This window comes from Marinobacter nauticus (assembly GCF_003634635.1).
GTDB lineage: Bacteria > Pseudomonadota > Gammaproteobacteria > Pseudomonadales > Oleiphilaceae > Marinobacter > Marinobacter nauticus.
The window spans coordinates 78412-95469 of sequence record NZ_RBJB01000006.1 but is presented as its reverse complement, the minus strand read 5'-3'; the positions used below and the strand labels follow the sequence as shown (position 1 = coordinate 95469).

The window sequence follows — 17058 nt, the reverse complement described above, 5'->3', positions numbered from 1 at the left end:
GTTATGTATTCTCTTCGAAGGCTTTTGATGATTGTCAGCGTTGGCTTGCTTATCACTGGCTGCTCCACACCGAAGAAAGGTGATATTCCCTGGTATATTGGTGTAGCTGCTCCCCAGCACTATGAGATGTGGGTGATGAACATGCACCTCGAGAGGTCGGGTGAGCGCAGCTGGCGCGTGCCTATAGGCACTGTTTCATGTTGTTGGACGGGCAAGTATGGTCCACGAGGTGGTGGCGGTGAAATGGATCCGTTTCCCAACTTGATTGCGCTTCACTGGTTCTCGTATGCCGAGCAGAAGTTTTACTCAACGTTGATCAGGGTTCCTGACGATCTGGAAGCCAGAATGAGTGTGCCCGCCCTTACCACGACTCCTAGTGGCAAAGAACGTTATATGCCCCGCCATAGCCTGGTACTTGGCCTGGCCCCCGGCGGCCAGGTCGTAATGTGGATGATGAGCCAGCGAAGTAACGCGGTGGAGGTGATGCGAGTATCCGCTACTGAGGTTGAGGGTGACCCCGACGATTTTGCCAGTGCCACAGCGTCTTATCTGGAGGAGCATGGCGATTACCTGGAAGAGCACGGCTTGCAGCTCGACAAGTGGTAGCCGCACCGCTAAATCTGCGGGTGCATTTTCTTGGACGCACCCACAGATTGCCGCTTGTGAAACCTAGCTTCTCAGTTCCCGCGCTGCCGCTACCATGGTTTCCAGTGCCGGCGTCACTTCTTCCCATTTCCGCGTTTTCAGGCCGCAGTCCGGGTTAATCCACAGCCGTTCTGCGGGGATACGTTCAGCCGCCAGAGTCATCAGGTTGATGATATGTTCCTTGTCTGGAATGTTGGGCGAATGGATGTCGTATACGCCCGGACCAATGTCGTTGGGGTATTCAAAGCTCCGGAACGCATCCAGCAGTTCCATGTCTGACCGAGAGGTCTCGATGGTGATGACATCGGCATCCATACGGGCAATGGCTTCGATGATGTCGTTGAATTCCGAGTAGCACATATGGGTATGGATCTGGGTGCTGTCATCTACGCCGTTGGCGGCGATGCGGAAGCTGTTGATTGCCCACTCCAGATACGTTGCCCAGTCCGACTTTCTCAGCGGCAGACCTTCGCGCAGAGCGGCTTCGTCGATCTGGATGATGTTCACGCCGGCTTGTTCCAGATCCTGAACCTCCTCGCGAATTGCCAGGGCCAGTTGCAGGCAGGAATCCTTGCGAGGCTGATCATCCCGCACGAAAGACCAGTTCAGAATCGTCACCGGGCCGGTCAGCATCCCTTTCACTGGTTTGTTCGTCAGCGACTGGGCATAGCGAATCCATTCCACGGTCATGGCCTGGGGTCGGCGGATATCGCCAAACAGAATCGGCGGTTTCACGCAGCGCGAACCGTAAGACTGAACCCAGCCGAAGCGCGTGAAGGCATAGCCGTCCAGTTGCTCGCCAAAGTATTCCACCATGTCATTACGTTCGGGTTCGCCGTGTACCAGGACATCCAGTCCGAGCTTTTCCTGCTCTTCCACGCAACGAACGATTTCTGCTCGCATTTGTTCGATGTAAGCCTGTTCGCTCAGCTCGCCCTTACGGAATTGCAGTCGCGCCTGTCGAATCTCGCGGGTTTGCGGGAAAGATCCGATGGTCGTGGTCGGGAAGGCGGGCAGGTTTAGTCTCTCCCGCTGGCGGACGATCCGCTGAGGGTAGGGACTCTGGCGATTGCCAAGCTCAGACGTGGCGGCGGCAACGGCCTTTCGAACCTCCGGATTGGTCACGCGATGGGAGCTGCGGCGGCTATCGATGGCCAATTGATTGTCTGCCAGCTCGGCGCGCACGCTGCTGCGGCCCTCGTTCAGTGCTCTGGCGAGAATCTTCAGTTCGTCGAGTTTCTGTACCGCAAACGCCAGCCAGTTGCGAATGTCGCGATCTAGTTCCTGTTCCTGAGAGAGATCGACAGGGACATGCAGAAGCGAGCAGGTCGGTGCCAGCCACAGACGTTGGCCCAGTTTTTCGTTCAGGGGTTCCAACCAGCCTAGAGTGCTGTTCAGATCCGATTTCCAGATGTTGCGACCGTTGACCACCCCGAGAGAAAGCACCTTGTGGCTCGGCAGCCAGTCTGCCACGCGACTGACCTCGGCCGGCGCGCTGATGGCATCAACGTGCAGGCCTGCAACGGGCAATTCGCACGCCAGCTGAAGATTGTCCCTGAGCTCGCCGAAATAGGTGGCCAATAGCAGTTTCGGGCGGTTCGTTTTGAGCTGGTGGTAAGCCAGATTGAAGGCATAACGCCAGTTGGCGTCCAGGTCCGTGACCAGGGCAGGTTCGTCAATCTGAACCCATTCCGCGCCGGCATCCGCCAGGGCTTCCAGGAGTTGGGAGTACACCGGTAGCAGGCGCTCCAGCAAATCCAGAGGATTGCTTCCATCCGAGGTTTTTCCCAGCCAGAGATAGGTCACCGGGCCAATAATCACGGGTTTTGCGTTGAGTCCCTGTTTCCGTGCTTCGGACAGTTGTGTTAACAGTCGTTCCGGATTGAGTTCAAAGCGAGTGTCAGCTGTCAGCTCCGGCACAATATAGTGGTAGTTGGTGTCAAACCACTTGGTCATCTCGCCAGCGGCAGTGGCGCAGCAGGGGCTATCATTGGCACCCCGGCCACGTGCGGCACGGAAGTAAGCGTCCAGCTCCGAGCCTTCTTTGCTGGCTGCCCGGATGGGGAGGTTTCCCAGAGTGACGGACATATCCAGCACCTGGTCGTAAAGGGAAAAATCGCCTACCGGCACGTAATCGAGCCCGGCCTGTTGCTGCCAGTGACGCCGGCGCAGATCGGCTGCCGTGATGGCCAGTTCCTGTTCGGTTTGCTGGCCGCCCCAATAGTCTTCCAGCGCGAATTTCAGCTCACGCTGGCCACCGATACGGGGGAAGCCGAGGTTATGTGTGGTTGCCATGATCGAGTCCTTGAATCCTGTGTGGTGAGTCAGGCCTCAAGGTTAGGCGGGCTTTTGCATGAATAAAAATGGTATTATTTCACTAAATCATGAAAAATATTCACGGACAGGTCATGGTCGAGCGGCATCATCTGGAAATCATGCGATCGGTGGAGCGCCAGGGCTCGCTGACGGCTGCGGCGGAACAGCTACACCTCACCCAGTCGGCGTTGTCCCACGCTATTCGTAAGCTGGAGCAACAACTGGGCACGTCGGTCTGGCTCCGAGAGGGGCGTCAGTTGCGTTTGACTCAGGCTGGTCATCAACTGCTGGCATTGGCCAATCGTTTGCTCCCGCAGTTTGAACACGCTGAGATGCAGATTCACCAGATTGCCCAAGGGCAGCGCGGCAGCTTGCGAGTTGGCATGGAGTGTCACCCCTGCTATCAATGGCTTCTGAGAGTAGTAGGCCCTTACTTGCAGCAGTGGCCGGATGTCGATGTGGATGTGAAACAGGAGTTCCAGTTCGGCGGCATGGGCGCGTTGTTTGGTCATGATATCGACTTGCTGGTTACCCCGGACCCGTTGCATAAGCCAGGTGTACGTTTTGAGCCCGTGTTCGATTATGAACAGGTGTTGGTGGTGTCGGAAGATCATTCGCTTGCCGATGAAAAATGGGTAGAGCCGCATCAACTCGAAAAAGAAACGCTGATTACTTATCCGGTGGCAGTAGAGCGTCTGGACATCTTCACGCGGTTTTTTCTGCCGGCGCATACCGCACCGGCACGCCATAAGACCATTGAGACCACCGATATCATGTTGCAGATGGTCGCTGCAGGGCGGGGGGTGAGCGCGTTACCTCGCTGGCTGGTGGATGACTATGCCCGGAACATGCCCATCAGAGCCCTGAAACTCGGTCAACAAGGTATGCCAAAACAGATTTTTCTGGGTTTCCGGGAGCGTGATGAGGCGGTGGATTATCTGAACGCGTTCGTGAAGCTGGCCCGCAGCATTCGCTGGAACTAATCTCTTCGGTTAAACTGCGCGGAAAATTATCACAGGACACACAAATCATGAGTGAAATCCCTTCTGATCTGAAGTACATCGAAACTCACCAGTGGGTGCGCGTTGACGCTGACGGCACCGCCACCGTGGGCATCACCGATTTTGCCCAGGAGCAGCTGGGAGACGTGGTCTACATCGGTGTGCCGGAAACGGGCGCAACGGTAAACGGCGGCGAAGAAGCCGGCGTGGCAGAATCCGTGAAATCCGCCTCAGACGTTTTCAGCCCGGTAACCGGCGAGGTCATCGAGATCAATGAAAAGCTGGAAGACGAGCCGGAAATCGTGAACGAAGACCCCTACGGCGATGGCTGGATGTTCAAGGTAAAGCTGGCCGACGAAGGCGAGCTGGAAGGCCTCATGGATGCGGCTGCCTACGCTGAACACGTGGCCGCTGAGGAATAACTATTGATGGAATTCCCCGTTCTCTATCTGCGCAAAGGCGCAGAACGTCGTCTCCGGGCCGGTCACTTGTGGGTGTACAGCAACGAGGTGGATACCCGCCGCAGCCCGCTGACGGAGTTTCAGCCCGGCGCGCAGGTGCAGGTTCGGGCATCGAACGACAAACCGATGGGGGTAGCGTTTGTGAACCCCCATGCCCTGATCTGCGGTCGTTTGACCAGTCGTGATGCCGCTCACGGCATGACCCCCAAGCGGCTGACTGATCGCATGGAGGCGGCACTGAGTCTGCGGGAACGATTGTTCGATAAACCCTTCTATCGCTGGGTATTCGGCGACAGTGATGGCCTGTCTGGCCTGGTGGTAGACCGGTTCGATGATGTCGTCGTGGTGCAGATCTCCACTGCCGGCATGGAGCAGATGAAGGAGGCTATTGTCCGTGCTGTTCAGCGCCTGGCTCATGCCCGCATCATCGTGCTGAAGAACGATGGCAAAATGCGCAAGGTTGAAGGGCTGGATACTTACGTGGAATTTGCCCACGGTCCGGAAGCCGACACTGTGCTGGTGGAAGAAAACGGCGCCCGCTTTGAAGTGCCCCTGGCGGGCGGCCAGAAAACCGGCTGGTTCTACGACCACCGCATGAATCGACAGCGCCTGCAAGCCTACGCGCCCGGAAAAAAGGTTCTTGATGTGTTCAGTTACGTGGGCGGTTGGGGCGTTCAGGCCGCTTGTGCCGGCGCATCCCAGGTGACCTGCGTGGATGCATCCTCAGCCGCTGTAGATGCGGTACACCACAACGCCAAACTGAATGGGCTGGAAAGCGTGGATACCATTGAAGGCGATGCCTTTGATGCCCTGAAAGCCCTGGCGGATGAAAAGGAAAAATTCGACATCGTGGTGCTGGACCCGCCCGCACTGATTCCCCGCCGCCGGGACCAGAAAGCCGGTGAGCAGGCTTATGCCCGGTTGAATCAATTGGGGCTCCGGCTGCTGGAGCGCGACGGACTACTGGTGTCGGCCTCCTGTTCCATGCACCTTTCCCAGGAAAAGCTGATCGATATTATTCGTAGCAGCGGCCGCAAGATCGACCGGTTTGTGCAACTACTGGAGCAGGGCCATCAGGCGCCGGATCATCCGATCGTACCGGGGATTCCGGAGACGGACTATATCAAGTCCTGCTTTGTGCGTTCCCTGACTGGGTTTTTGTGATCTGCGGGCGTTACGCCCGCAGCGAAATCACCGCCCAGCCATTCTCAATTGCCGTTTTCTCCAGGGTAGGGTCCGGGTCCACCGCCACAGGATTGTCCACCTTCCGCAACAGCGGCAAATCATTGTGGGAATCGCTGTAGAACCAGGCGCCCTCAAGGCTCTCGCCGTGGGCAGTCAGCCAGTCATTCAGCCGCTCCACCTTGCCCTCCTGAAAACTCGGGGTGCCCGCCACTTCACCCGTGAATTTCCCGTTCACCAGCTCTGGCTCAGTGGCAATCAAATGATCCACTCCCAGCATTTCGGCAATAGGTTCGGTAATAAAACGGCTGGTTGCCGTAATGATCATCAGCGTGTGGCCCCGCTCGCGATGATCCGCGAGTAACTTCACCGCCTTGTCCAGCATCATCGGCTGCACCTTCTTGGCCATGAAAGCAGCCCGCCAGCCTTCAAGCTCTTCCAGATTGTGGCGGGTGAGGGGGGCCAGGACAAAGCGCTGGTAATGGAAAACATCCAGCTCTCCATTCAGATATTCCTGATAGAAGCGGTCGTTGGCCCGCTTGTACTCCTCCGCATCCACCATGCCCTCTTCCACCAGGAATTCGCCCCATGCATGGTCGCTGTCCCCGGCCAGCAAAGTGTTATCCAGATCAAAAATCGCGAGCGTCAAGCCTTCTCCTCCCATCCGTACAGGCATCATGGCAAAGTCGACAGTCTACCACGGCATGGTAGTAACGTGCCGCCAACAGCTCCGTTTGCCGAAGCCTTGGGTTTCTGTAAGAATGAGAGCAACTTGGACAATTTTCGCCGGTTAAAAAATGACCGGCAGCCGACTACTACGAGGACTGTGCCGTGATCGACTCAGACGGTTTCAGACCCAACGTCGGAATCATTCTGGCCAACCACAGGGGAGAAGTTCTCTGGGCAAGGCGAATAGGGCAGGACTCCTGGCAGTTTCCTCAGGGCGGTATCAAGCACAACGAAACCCCCGAGGATGCACTCTACCGGGAGCTTGGAGAGGAAATCGGCCTGTGTGCCAGCGATGTGGAAATCATCAGCTGCACCCGGGGCTGGCTGCGTTACCGGCTTCCGAGGAGGATGGTACGCCATAACTCGCACCCCGTATGCGTGGGGCAAAAACAGAAATGGTTCCTGCTGAGGATGTTATCGCCAGATGCGCATGTACGCGTGGATGGCACGGATTCACCGGAATTCGACGGCTGGCAGTGGGTGAGCTACTGGTATCCGTTGGGGCAGGTGGTTTCATTTAAACGAGAAGTATACAGACGCGCGTTGAGGGAACTGGCCCCCAGACTGTTTCATAACATGGAGCAGTGGCACCGGGCCGAGAACCCACGGCGTATGAAGGAACATCAGAAATGACGGACTGACTCCATGCTGAGCATCCTGCGAAGTCTAGTACAAGAGGTAAACAGCGCCCGCGATCTCCAGGAGGCGTTGGAAATCATTGTATCGCGGGTGCAAAAGGCCATGGGCACAGAGGTCTGCTCGGTTTATCTGCTGGATCCCGCCTCTAATCGCTACATCCTGATGGCCACCGAAGGCCTTTACAAAGACTCCGTGGGTCAGGTCAGCCTGGCCTACTCTGAGGGTCTGGTGGGGCTTGTCGGTTCCCGTGAGGAACCCATCAATCTTGAAGATGCGCCATCCCACCCGCGCTATCGTTACTTTCCGGAGACCGGTGAGGAACGCTTCCGCTCGTTTCTGGGGGTGCCGATCATTCACCATCGCCGGGTACTGGGCGTGCTGGTGGTTCAGCAACGGGAGAGTTCCCGTTGCTTCGATGAAGGTGAAGAAGCTTTTCTGGTCACCGTGTCAGCCCAGTTGTCGGGTGTGATTGCCCACAGTGAGGCCACAGGTGCCATCAGTGGATTGTCGCTGACGGGTGAGGAAGCCCGCGATGTCAGTTTCAGCGGCGTTCCCGGAGCGCCGGGTGTCGCCATTGGAACGGGCGTGGTGGTTTATCCTGCCGCCGATCTGGATGTGGTCCCGGAAAAGCCGACCGAAGACATCGATCAGGAGCTGGAACTCTTTCGTTCAGCTGTTTCGGCGGTGCGGGAAGATATCGAGCGCGTTGCCAACCGCCTTGCGTCCCAGCTCCGGCCGGAAGAGCAGGCGTTGTTCGATGTCTATCTGCGGATGCTGGGAGATGAGGCGCTACCGGGGGAGGTGGCGAATCGAATCCGGGAAGGCGTCTGGGCTCAGGGTGCCTTGAAACAGGTGGTTCAGCAGTATGTTCGTCATTTCGAGATGATGGACGACCTGTACTTGCAAGAACGCGCAGTCGACATCCGTGATCTGGGCCGCCGATTACTCTCACACCTTCAGGAAGGTGAGCAGAAGCATCTGGAGTATCCCGAGCGCACCGTGCTGGTGAGTGAAGAGCTGACGCCGGCCATGCTCGGTGAAGTGCCCAAAGGTCAATTGGTTGGACTGGTCTCGGTTAAGGGATCGAGCAACTCCCATGTTGCCATCCTGGCCAGGGCTATGGGTGTGCCCACGGTGATGGGGCTGGTAGACATCCCGGTTAACCAGCTCGATAGCCGGGAACTGGTGGTAGATGGTTTCGAAGGGCAGATTTTCGCGTCTCCCTCGGCGGATCTTAGAGCCTTTTTCCAGGCCATCTGTGACGAAGAAGACGAACTGGTTCGGGGCCTTGAAGCGCTGCGTGACAAGCCCTGTGAGACCACTGACGGTCATCGGGTCTCGCTGCTGGTGAATACCGGTTTGATGACCGACGTGGTGCGCTCTCTTTCCCATGGTGCCGAGGGCATTGGCCTGTACCGCACCGAAGTGCCGTTCATGATCAAGGACCGCTTCCCGTCAGAGCAGGAACAGCGGGAATACTACCGGGAACAGCTGGAGGCCTTTGCCCCTAACCCGGTGACCATGCGAACCCTCGATATTGGCGGTGACAAGGCACTCACCTATTTCCCTATTCAGGAAGAAAACCCGTTCCTGGGCTGGCGCGGCATCCGGGTAACGCTGGACCACCCCGAGATCTTCCTGGTTCAGGTGCGGGCCATGCTCAAGGCCAGTGAGGGTCTGAACAACCTGCAGATCATGTTGCCGATGATCAGCAATATTTCTGAGGTGGAGGAGTCCCTGCACCTGATCTATCGGGTCTATCACGAAGTTCGTGAAGAAGGGTACGACATTCATATGCCCAAGGTGGGTGTGATGGTGGAGATTCCGGCCGCGGTTTACCAGATTCGTGAGCTGGCGGAGCGGGTAGATTTCCTGTCCGTGGGCTCCAACGATCTGACTCAATACCTGTTGGCGGTAGATCGCAATAACCCGAGGGTGGCGCAGCTGTATCACTCCTATCATCCGGCGGTGCTGCAGGCGCTGGTGCGGGTGGCTCAGGATGCCCATTCGGTGGGCAAACCGGTGGGTATCTGTGGCGAACTGGCGGGTGATCCGGGCGGCGCGCTGTTGCTGATGGCCATGGGCTATGACTCCCTGTCGATGAACGCGGCGAGTCTGCCGAAAGTGAAATCCGTGATCCGCAGCGTGGGGCGGGAATGGGCCATCCAACTGTTGGAGGATGTGCTGTTGCTGGATTCGCCTCATGTCATCAAGAGCTGTGTTGATCTGGCGTTACGCAATGCCGGTTTTGGTCGCTACTTGCGCCCTGCCCGTACCTCGTCGGCAGCACTGGCAGAACAGGCCGTTTCCTGAGCGTTGTGAGGGTTATAGTGTGCGCACTCTAAATTCCCTTGTTAGGTTGTTGGATAACTGAAATCCTGCAGCAGTATCCGATAAGGACAGGCAATGAAGACAGCGACCGAGCTCAAGCCAGCACCGAGAATTGGCCTCGCCCTTGGCGGTGGCGGGCCTCTGGGTGGTATTTACGAGATCGGTGCCCTGCGGGCTCTGGACGAAGCCCTGGATGGTCTGGATTTCAATAATATCGATGTCTATGTCGGCGTAAATGCCGGCTCTTTTGTGGCTGCCAATCTGGCAAACCAGATGACCACAGCCCAGCTTTGCCGCATCTTCGTAAGGAACGAAGCTGAGGTTCATCCGTTTCACCCTGAGGTTTTCTATCGTCCGGCTTTGCGTGAGATCGGGCGCCGGCTGCTCGCCGTTCCGGGCTTGCTTTCAACGGCGGTCAGCCGGTTTGTGAACAACCCTTACGACCAGAGCCTGCTGGAAGCCATGACCATTCTGGCCCAGGCGGCACCGGCCGGACTTTTCGATAACGAGGGGTTGCACGAGTACCTGAAGCGCGCCTTCACCATGCTTGGCCGCACGAATGATTTTCGTCAGCTCAAGCGCAGCCTGTATGTGGTTGCTGCAGACGTGGAGAGCACGGAGGCGGTCTGCTTTGGTGCGCCCGGGTACGATCATGTCCCCATATCCCGGGCGGTTCAAGCCAGTACTTCATCTCCGGGGCTGTACGTGCCGGTCGAGATTGATGGTCGTTTTTACGTGGACGGTACGCTGCGAAAGGGGTTGCATGCCTCGGTCGCTTTTGAAGATGGCGCGGATCTGGTGTTGGCGGTCAATCCCCAGGTGCCCATCGATGCCAGTGCTGCGGTGCGCGCGGGGACCATGAAGCCGGGAGAGCTTACCCGTTCCGGAATGCCGAATCTGTTGTCCCAGATGTTCCGGACCATGGTTTATTCCCGTATGCAGTCGGGTATTGCTCAATACACCCGTGATTATCCGGATAAGGACATATTGCTGTTTGAACCTACCCGGGATGATGCCAAGCTGTTTTTCTCAAATGTGTTCAGCTTCCAGAGTCGCCGTATGGTGTGTGAACACGCCTATCAGATGACCCGCCGAGATCTGCTTCGGCGGGCAGATGAACTGGAGCCCAAACTGCGCAAGTACGGCATTACGCTGCGCCGGGATCGTCTTGAGGATGAGCAGAGAACCATCAGTACCAGCCTGTATGGTGAAATGCTGCCCCTGTATGTGGCCAAAGGTCGCAAGAAGCAGGGCGAGAAGAACCGGATTGCGAGCGGCTTCAGTACCGTCACGCACCTGTTCTCAAAGGCAGAATAAGTACTGATGTTGCCGATACGGGCATGAAAAAGCCGGAGAGGTTATCCCCTCCGGCTTTTTTGTTGGCATTTCAGGAAACCGCGAATCAGAGAATGTAGCGGCTCAGGTCTTCGTCTTCAGATAGCTCGCCGAGCTTCTCGTCAACGTAGTCCGCTGTCACCTCAAAGGTATCGGTGACCTGGTCGCCAGCGTCGTAGGACAGACTTTCCAGCAAGCGCTCAAGCACGGTATGCAGGCGGCGCGCACCGATATTCTCGGTGGTTTCGTTCACCTTGTAAGCCACTTCCGCAATGCGGGCGATGGCATCGTCGGCGAAGGTCAGTTTCACACCTTCGGTGCCCATCAGCGCTTCATACTGCTGCACCAGCGAGGCATCCGGTTCGGTCAGAATGCGCTTGAAGTCGTCCGGCGTCAGCGCCTGCAGCTCCACGCGAATCGGCAGGCGGCCCTGCAGTTCCGGAATCAGGTCAGAAGGCTTGGACAGGTGGAAGGCGCCAGAGGCAATGAACAGAATGTGGTCAGTCCGAATGGAACCGTATTTGGTGCTTACGGTGCTGCCTTCAATCAGAGGCAACAAGTCGCGCTGAACGCCTTCCCGGGACACATCCGAGGAGGTGTTTTCCGAGCGTTTGGCAACCTTGTCGATCTCATCGATAAAGACAATCCCGTTCTGCTCAACCGCCTGAATGGCCTTCTGCTTGATCTCTTCCTCATTCACCAGCTTGGCGGCTTCTTCGTCCTTCACCCGCTTCATGGCATCCGCCACTTTCATCTTGCGGGTTTTGCGCTTGTCCGAAGACAGGTTGGAGAACATGCTCTGCAACTGGGAGGTCATCTCTTCCATACCCGGAGGTGCCATGATCTCCACGCCGGCTCCACTGCTGCGCAAATCGATCTCGATTTCCTTGTCGTCCAGCTCGCCTTCCCTCAATTTCTTGCGGAACAGCTGTCGGGTCGAGGAGTCCGCATTGGTGCGCTGGCTGTCTTCGTTAAAATCCCTGGGGGGCGGCAGCAGGGCATCCAGAATGCGGTCTTCGGCGGCATCCAGTGCACGGTGTTCATGCCGCTTCATTTCCTGTTCGCGCAGCATTTTAACCGCCATGTCGGCCAAGTCGCGGATGATGGACTCAACATCCCGGCCTACATAGCCCACTTCGGTGAATTTGGTGGCTTCCACTTTCAGGAAGGGGGCATCCGCCAGTTTGGCCAGCCGGCGGGCAATTTCGGTTTTGCCGACGCCGGTGGGGCCGATCATCAGGATGTTTTTCGGGGTAATTTCATCCCGCAGACTGCTGTCCAGTTGCATGCGGCGCCAGCGGTTACGCAGGGCAATGGCGACGGCGCGTTTGGCTTCTTCCTGGCCCACGATGTGTTTGTTCAGTTCGTGGACAATCTCTCGGGGAGTCATTGCAGACATGGTCGCTCCGGTCGTCAGTCTTTAATGGGCAGCACTTCCAGAGTGCGGTTCTGATTGGTGTAAATGCAGATGTCGCCGGCAATTTCGAGCGCCTTCTCGGCGATTTCGTGGGCGCTGAGCTCGGTGTTTTCCAGCAGCGCCCGGGCGGCGGCCTGGGCAAACGGCCCGCCGGAACCGATAGCGATCAGCCCCTGCTCCGGCTCGATTACGTCGCCGTTGCCGGTAATGATCAGAGAAGCGGTTTTGTCCGCAACGGCCAGCAGGGCTTCCAGCTTGCGCAGGGCTCGGTCCGTGCGCCAGTCTTTGGCCAGTTCAACAGCGGCACGGGTGAGATTGCCCTGGTGCTTTTCCAACTGGGCCTCGAATCGCTCGAACAAGGTGAAGGCATCGGCGGTGCCACCGGCAAAACCAGCAATTACCTGGCCGTTGTACAGGCGGCGTACCTTTCGGGCATTGCCTTTCATAACGGTGTTGCCGAGGGATACCTGGCCATCACCGCCCATGGCGACTTCATTCTCCCGGCGTACGGAAACTATCGTGGTCATTGGCGCTCCAGTTGCCTGTTTGAATTTGTATTTTGGCTTTATGGAGGCGCTGGGCGGGATTTCAAGAGCAGGGGAGGTGGCTGAACAAAGTTCAGCCTTCTTTCGGGATCTTCCGCACCAGAGGCTGGATATTGATAGTAACCAGCTTGTCGACCGCCGAGTTCATCTGGCTGCGTGAGTTGAATGGTCCCACATTTACGCGGTACCAGACACTTCCATTGTCGAGATCAATACGCTGTACATGAGCCCTGAGTCCCTGGAAGGCGATCTGTGCGCGCTGTCGCTCGGCGTCTTCCTTACTCCTGAACGAGCCAGACTGTACGACATAATCGAACTCCTGCATGGCCGGGCCCGGGGTATATTCTTCCACTTTGGGCGGAACGACCTCGGATTCCGGCAGCATTTCATAGAACCGGAAGTTCTGTTCTTTCGGCCGGCTATCCTGTTTAGCCGTGGTGTTGGCGGGTTGCTTGGGCGCTACCGGGGTCTGTTCCTGAATCGGGGTTTGCCTTGCCGTTTCCGGCCCGCCGGGCAAGGTGTTCAGGTAGACAATAAAGCCGATGAAGCCACCCACGGCGGCCAGAGACAGGATGGTTTTCATAGACAACGCGCCATGCTGTGAGTGTGATGGTGCACTCTTTTGGGGTTTGGACGGCTTGCGGGGCCTGGCAGCAGGCTTGCTGGCGGCGGCCCCTTTGCCCGCAGGGCGATCTTTCCTGGCGTAATCTCTGGCCATGGCCTGATTACATCTCCTCTGGTGCGCTTACGCCGAGCAGGTCCAGGCCATTGGCAATCACCTGGCGCACGGCCAGGTACAGGCTGACTCTTGCGTCCCGCAGGGCGGTATCTTCAATCAGCACCTTGTGGGCGTTGTAGTAAGTATGGAACTGGCCCGCCAGCTCACGCAGGTAATGGGTGAGGTGATGCGGCTCGCGCTGGGCGGCAGAGTTGGCAATCAGTTCCGGATACTTCGCCAACTGGTTGGCCAGCTCTTTTTCTTCATCCAGAGTCAGCAGGCTCAGGTCGCCGACGCATTCGTTCATGCCACGCTGTACGCCCTCGGCGGCCAGCTTGCGCAGCACGCTGCAAATCCGGGCATGGGCATACTGGATGTAATACACCGGGTTTTCATTGGTCTGAGAGCGCGCCAGGTCGATATCGAAAGTCAACTGGGAGTCCACGCGACGTGCCGCCAGGAAGAAGCGGGTGGCATCCCGGCCCACTTCGTCGATCAGATCCCGCACGGTAACGTAGCTACCGGCACGTTTGGAGATTTTTACTTCCTGCCCGGAACGGGTCACCATTACCATCTGGTGCAGAACGTAATCCGGCCATCCCTGGGGGATATCTGCCTTCAGGGCCTGCAGTCCCGCGCGAACACGGGTTACGGTGGAGTGGTGGTCGGCACCCTGCTCGTTAATTACGGTGGTAAAACCGCGCTGCCACTTGTCCAGGTGGTAAGCGACATCGGGCAGGAAGTAGGTGTAGCCGCCGTCTTTCTTGCGCATTACCCGGTCTTTGTCGTCGCCGAACTCGGTGGTTTTCAGCCACATGGCGCCATCCTGCTCATAGGTGTAACCGTTGGCCTTGAGGCGCTCAACGGTGGCTTCCACCTTGCCATCCTCGTACAGAGAGGATTCCAGGAAATACACATCGAACTGAACCCCAAAGGCTTTCAGGTCCAGGTCCTGCTCACGGCGCAGGTAGGCGACGGCGAATTCCCGGATGGCATCCCGGTCTTCCGGATCGGCTTTTGCCGTTACCTCGCGGTCGTCGGCCACCACGGTTTCGCCAGCAAGGTAGGCGTTTGCCACATCGACAATGTAATCGCCCCGGTAGCCATCTTCCGGCCAGCTTTCATCTTCCGGCGTCAGGCCCTTAACGCGGGACTGCACCGAAAGGGCCAGATTGTTGATCTGGGCTCCGGCGTCGTTGTAGTAAAACTCCCGGGTAACGTTGTAACCGTTGGCTTCCAGCAAGCGGCACAGGCAATCGCCAATGGCGGCGCCCCGTCCGTGACCCACGTGCAGAGGGCCGGTGGGGTTGGCAGACACAAACTCCACCTGAACCTTTTCGCCGTTACCGGAGTTGTTGCGGCCGAACTGCTGCGCTTCGTCCAGGATGGTGTTCACAATGCCGAAGGCGCTGGCAGTGCTCATGAAAAAATTGATAAACCCCGGCCCGGCAATCTCCACTTTTTCCACGGCGGAGTTCTCAGGCAATGCCGCCACCAGGGCTTCGGCCAGCTTGCGAGGCGGGCAGCCAGCGGCTTTGGAGGCCACCAGGGCAATGTTACAGGCATAGTCCCCGTGGGACTTGTCTTTGGTGTTGCCCACCTGAGGAGTGAAGCTCTGGTCTGCCGGCAATGTGCCGTCAGATTGCAGGGTCGCCAGTGCAGACTGGAGAAGCTCGGATACGGTCTCTTTCATGCTGTCGAATGACTCGGTTTGCAGAAGAATGGGTGTCAGGGCAGGGCGCCCGTTGAAAACAGAAGGGGCGTATTATCGCGGAAAGTTGGGCTGCAAGCAAAAAGACTCAGGAAATAACGCTTCGCTAATATTGGCGATAGCAGGCAGTGAAGCTTGGGTGTGGTGCTTAAAAAGAAAGTGGGCCTTTTATGGCCCACTTTCGTGTCAGACAGTATTAGTTACAAGCGGTTGGGTTATAGGGGCTCTCTGTGCCTCCCGGCGGCAGCACATTCTCGTCGGTTACGTCGTCGGCCAGACAGGGAAGTGTGAACTCTCGGGAGTTTGAGCTTGTGAAGCCTTCGACATTGGAGGTCGCAGTCAGGCGAACCCGTACCCAGCTACACTCGCCTTTCGGATAGCGAATATCGAATTCAACAGAGCCGCTGGCATCTGTGGATACCGAGGTAGGCGCTGATGCCGGGTTGGCGATTTCAGTGCCGTTCACCGGATCCGCATGATTGGTCAGGCAGCTTTGCGTTACGTTGGTAACCCAGCGGTCACCATTGTAGCTGTAGCTGCCCTTGTCGAATTCCAGCGGCAAAACGCTCAGTTGGACCGGCTGGTTGGCGCTGGCGTTACCATTTGCATCGGTAACCAGTACGCTCCACGGCATGTCATAGACGGTTTGGTTTGGTGCTGCAATGGTATTGCCAGTGCCGAGAATCAGCGTGAGCGCTCGACCGGCAACCGTCAGAGAAATAGAGGCCTCGTCGGTTGAGCTGTCCTGGCGGGTGATGCGGGCGGTCACCTGCACGCCGTCTTTATCGCTGATACTGCTGGTGGACCGGTAGGTCGAGATCGCCCGGCCCTGGCTGTCGGTGTTGACGGTGCCTGGTGACAGGGTGCCGCCGGTGGGATCTACCAGCGTGAATTCCACGGTCGCGTTTTTGACCAGGTTGCCGTTTACATCGCGAACGGTGGTAATGATGCTCGCCTCGTCGTTGGTTGATACCTGGGTCTTCGAGGCGCGGATGGTCACTTCGTGGGGCGCTGAAGAGACAAACTCAATAGTGGTGTTTGCCTGAATCTGGCTGCCACCGGCGGCATCAGCGCTTGCAGTGACTTCAGCAATACCCACGTCGGAAGAGGAAATGCTGACTTGAGCGGTTCCCTGAGCGTTGGTTGTCACGGAGCTGTTGGAGAGTGTCCCACGGGTTGTGGAGAAGCGTATCGTTTGACCGACCACGGGGGCTCCGTTTTGAGTCCAAGTGACGGACAATGCTTGCGGAGTGTCAATTTCAACTTCATTGTCAGCCAGAGAGCCGAAAGAAAAGCTGTCGGCTGAAACGTTGATGTCGATCTGTGCCGAAACCCTTGACTCACCCTCGTAAGCAGAGACAACAACGGTATCGGAGCCGCCGCTTGATGCCGTCAGTTGGAACTGAACCCGGCCGGAAGCATCGGTTGTCAGTGTTGGGCTTGAAACGGTGTTCTTCTGGCTCGATACCGACACCGTAGTGTTTCCGATGCCTTGGCCTGAAGAGTCAAGCAGCCGAGCCTCGTAGCTGGCATTTGCGCCATTACTGATGGCTGAAGGCCCGGTGAGGCTTATGCTGGTCCCGGTGACGGCGATATTCACGGAGTTTGAAACGCCACCGGTTGATGCCGTTACGGAAATGGTGCGGTTGCGGGCGTCTCCCTGCGTCGAGAGTTCGGCGCTTGCCTGGCCTGCGTCCGTGGTGGTTTGGGTGGTCACGGTCAGTGACCCGTTATTGGAGGCATTGAAGGCCACGTCAAGACCAGGCGTAAGAATGCCATTCTGATCCCGTACAAGTGCGGTAATCTGAGCCTTGTCTTGTCCGGAAGATCCAATGGAAGGCGTGCTGGTAATAAGCTGGATGGAGCCAACCGTGACGCCCGGAGTGGTTGGCGTCCCGGAGCCGTTATCTCCGCCGTTGTTATTGCTACCGCCCGCTAATGGTGTGGAGCCACTGTCGCCTCCACAAGCTATGAGCAAAAGGCTCAGCGACAATGCGGCCGCACGCGCAAGGAATTTCCATGCCATTT

At 57.5% G+C, this 17058-nt stretch carries 14 protein-coding genes; 7 read left to right on the top strand and 7 right to left on the bottom strand.

Features of this window, described 5'->3' with window-relative positions:
* Positions 1–3 precede the first annotated feature (3 nt).
* A complete protein-coding gene (locus tag C7436_RS16860; protein ID WP_121208534.1) occupies positions 4–606 on the top strand; it encodes a DUF2931 family protein in 603 nt (200 codons plus the stop codon).
* A gap of 63 nt (positions 607–669) precedes the next feature.
* Here C7436_RS16860 and metE read toward each other — a convergent pair whose 3' ends face one another.
* Complete coding sequence (gene metE, locus C7436_RS16855; RefSeq protein WP_121208533.1) at positions 670–2940, bottom strand: 5-methyltetrahydropteroyltriglutamate--homocysteine S-methyltransferase; 2271 nt, start codon at positions 2938–2940, stop codon at positions 670–672.
* A 113-nt stretch (positions 2941–3053) separates the two neighbouring features.
* Here metE and C7436_RS16850 point away from each other — a divergent pair, with 113 nt between their 5' ends.
* The 3 genes from C7436_RS16850 to C7436_RS16840 are packed head-to-tail and all read left to right on the top strand — an operon-like array spanning position 3054 to position 5587.
* On the top strand, positions 3054–3944 hold the full coding sequence (locus C7436_RS16850; RefSeq protein WP_121208532.1) for a LysR family transcriptional regulator: 891 nt from the start codon (positions 3054–3056) through the stop codon (positions 3942–3944).
* 47 nt (positions 3945–3991) lie between these two features.
* Positions 3992–4384, top strand: a complete 393-nt coding sequence (gene gcvH, locus C7436_RS16845) for a glycine cleavage system protein GcvH (protein WP_022992066.1) — start codon at positions 3992–3994, stop codon at positions 4382–4384.
* 6 nt (positions 4385–4390) lie between these two features.
* A complete protein-coding gene (locus C7436_RS16840) occupies positions 4391–5587 on the top strand; it encodes a class I SAM-dependent rRNA methyltransferase (RefSeq protein WP_121208531.1) in 1197 nt (398 codons plus the stop codon).
* Positions 5588–5597: 10 nt separating this feature from the next.
* On the opposite strand, the gene C7436_RS16835 is transcribed toward C7436_RS16840, so the two are convergent.
* Positions 5598–6254 carry a histidinol-phosphatase gene (locus C7436_RS16835; RefSeq protein WP_113880404.1) on the bottom strand — a complete coding sequence of 219 codons (657 nt, stop codon included), beginning with the start codon at positions 6252–6254 and terminating at the stop codon, positions 5598–5600.
* A 182-nt stretch (positions 6255–6436) separates the two neighbouring features.
* Between C7436_RS16835 and C7436_RS16830 the strand changes: the two genes are divergently transcribed.
* The 3 genes from C7436_RS16830 (at position 6437) to C7436_RS16820 (ending at position 10621) form a co-directional block, all read left to right on the top strand.
* Positions 6437–6967, top strand: coding sequence for an RNA pyrophosphohydrolase (locus C7436_RS16830; protein WP_011784333.1), 531 nt, complete (start codon positions 6437–6439; stop codon positions 6965–6967).
* Between the two features lie 12 nt (positions 6968–6979).
* Complete coding sequence (gene ptsP, locus C7436_RS16825; RefSeq protein WP_121208530.1) at positions 6980–9286, top strand: phosphoenolpyruvate--protein phosphotransferase; 2307 nt, start codon at positions 6980–6982, stop codon at positions 9284–9286.
* 93 nt (positions 9287–9379) lie between these two features.
* Positions 9380–10621, top strand: a complete 1242-nt coding sequence (locus C7436_RS16820) for a patatin family protein (protein ID WP_022992070.1) — start codon at positions 9380–9382, stop codon at positions 10619–10621.
* An 85-nt stretch (positions 10622–10706) separates the two neighbouring features.
* Here the strand turns inward: C7436_RS16820 and hslU are convergent, their stop codons facing one another.
* From hslU to C7436_RS16795, 5 genes are all read right to left on the bottom strand, one after another.
* Complete coding sequence (gene hslU / locus C7436_RS16815) at positions 10707–12038, bottom strand: HslU--HslV peptidase ATPase subunit (protein ID WP_011784336.1); 1332 nt, start codon at positions 12036–12038, stop codon at positions 10707–10709.
* A 14-nt stretch (positions 12039–12052) separates the two neighbouring features.
* A complete protein-coding gene (hslV, locus tag C7436_RS16810; protein ID WP_011784337.1) occupies positions 12053–12583 on the bottom strand; it encodes an ATP-dependent protease subunit HslV in 531 nt (176 codons plus the stop codon).
* A gap of 91 nt (positions 12584–12674) precedes the next feature.
* Positions 12675–13319 (bottom strand): SPOR domain-containing protein, encoded by a 645-nt coding sequence (locus C7436_RS16805; RefSeq protein ID WP_121208529.1) that lies wholly within the window; start codon positions 13317–13319, stop codon positions 12675–12677.
* Between the two features lie 7 nt (positions 13320–13326).
* Entirely contained in the window at positions 13327–15012 is a 1686-nt protein-coding gene (argS, locus tag C7436_RS16800) for an arginine--tRNA ligase (RefSeq protein ID WP_014420563.1), read from the bottom strand.
* Between the two features lie 214 nt (positions 15013–15226).
* On the bottom strand, positions 15227–17056 hold the full coding sequence (locus C7436_RS16795) for an Ig-like domain-containing protein (RefSeq protein ID WP_228198177.1): 1830 nt from the start codon (positions 17054–17056) through the stop codon (positions 15227–15229).
* Positions 17057–17058 lie beyond the last annotated feature (2 nt).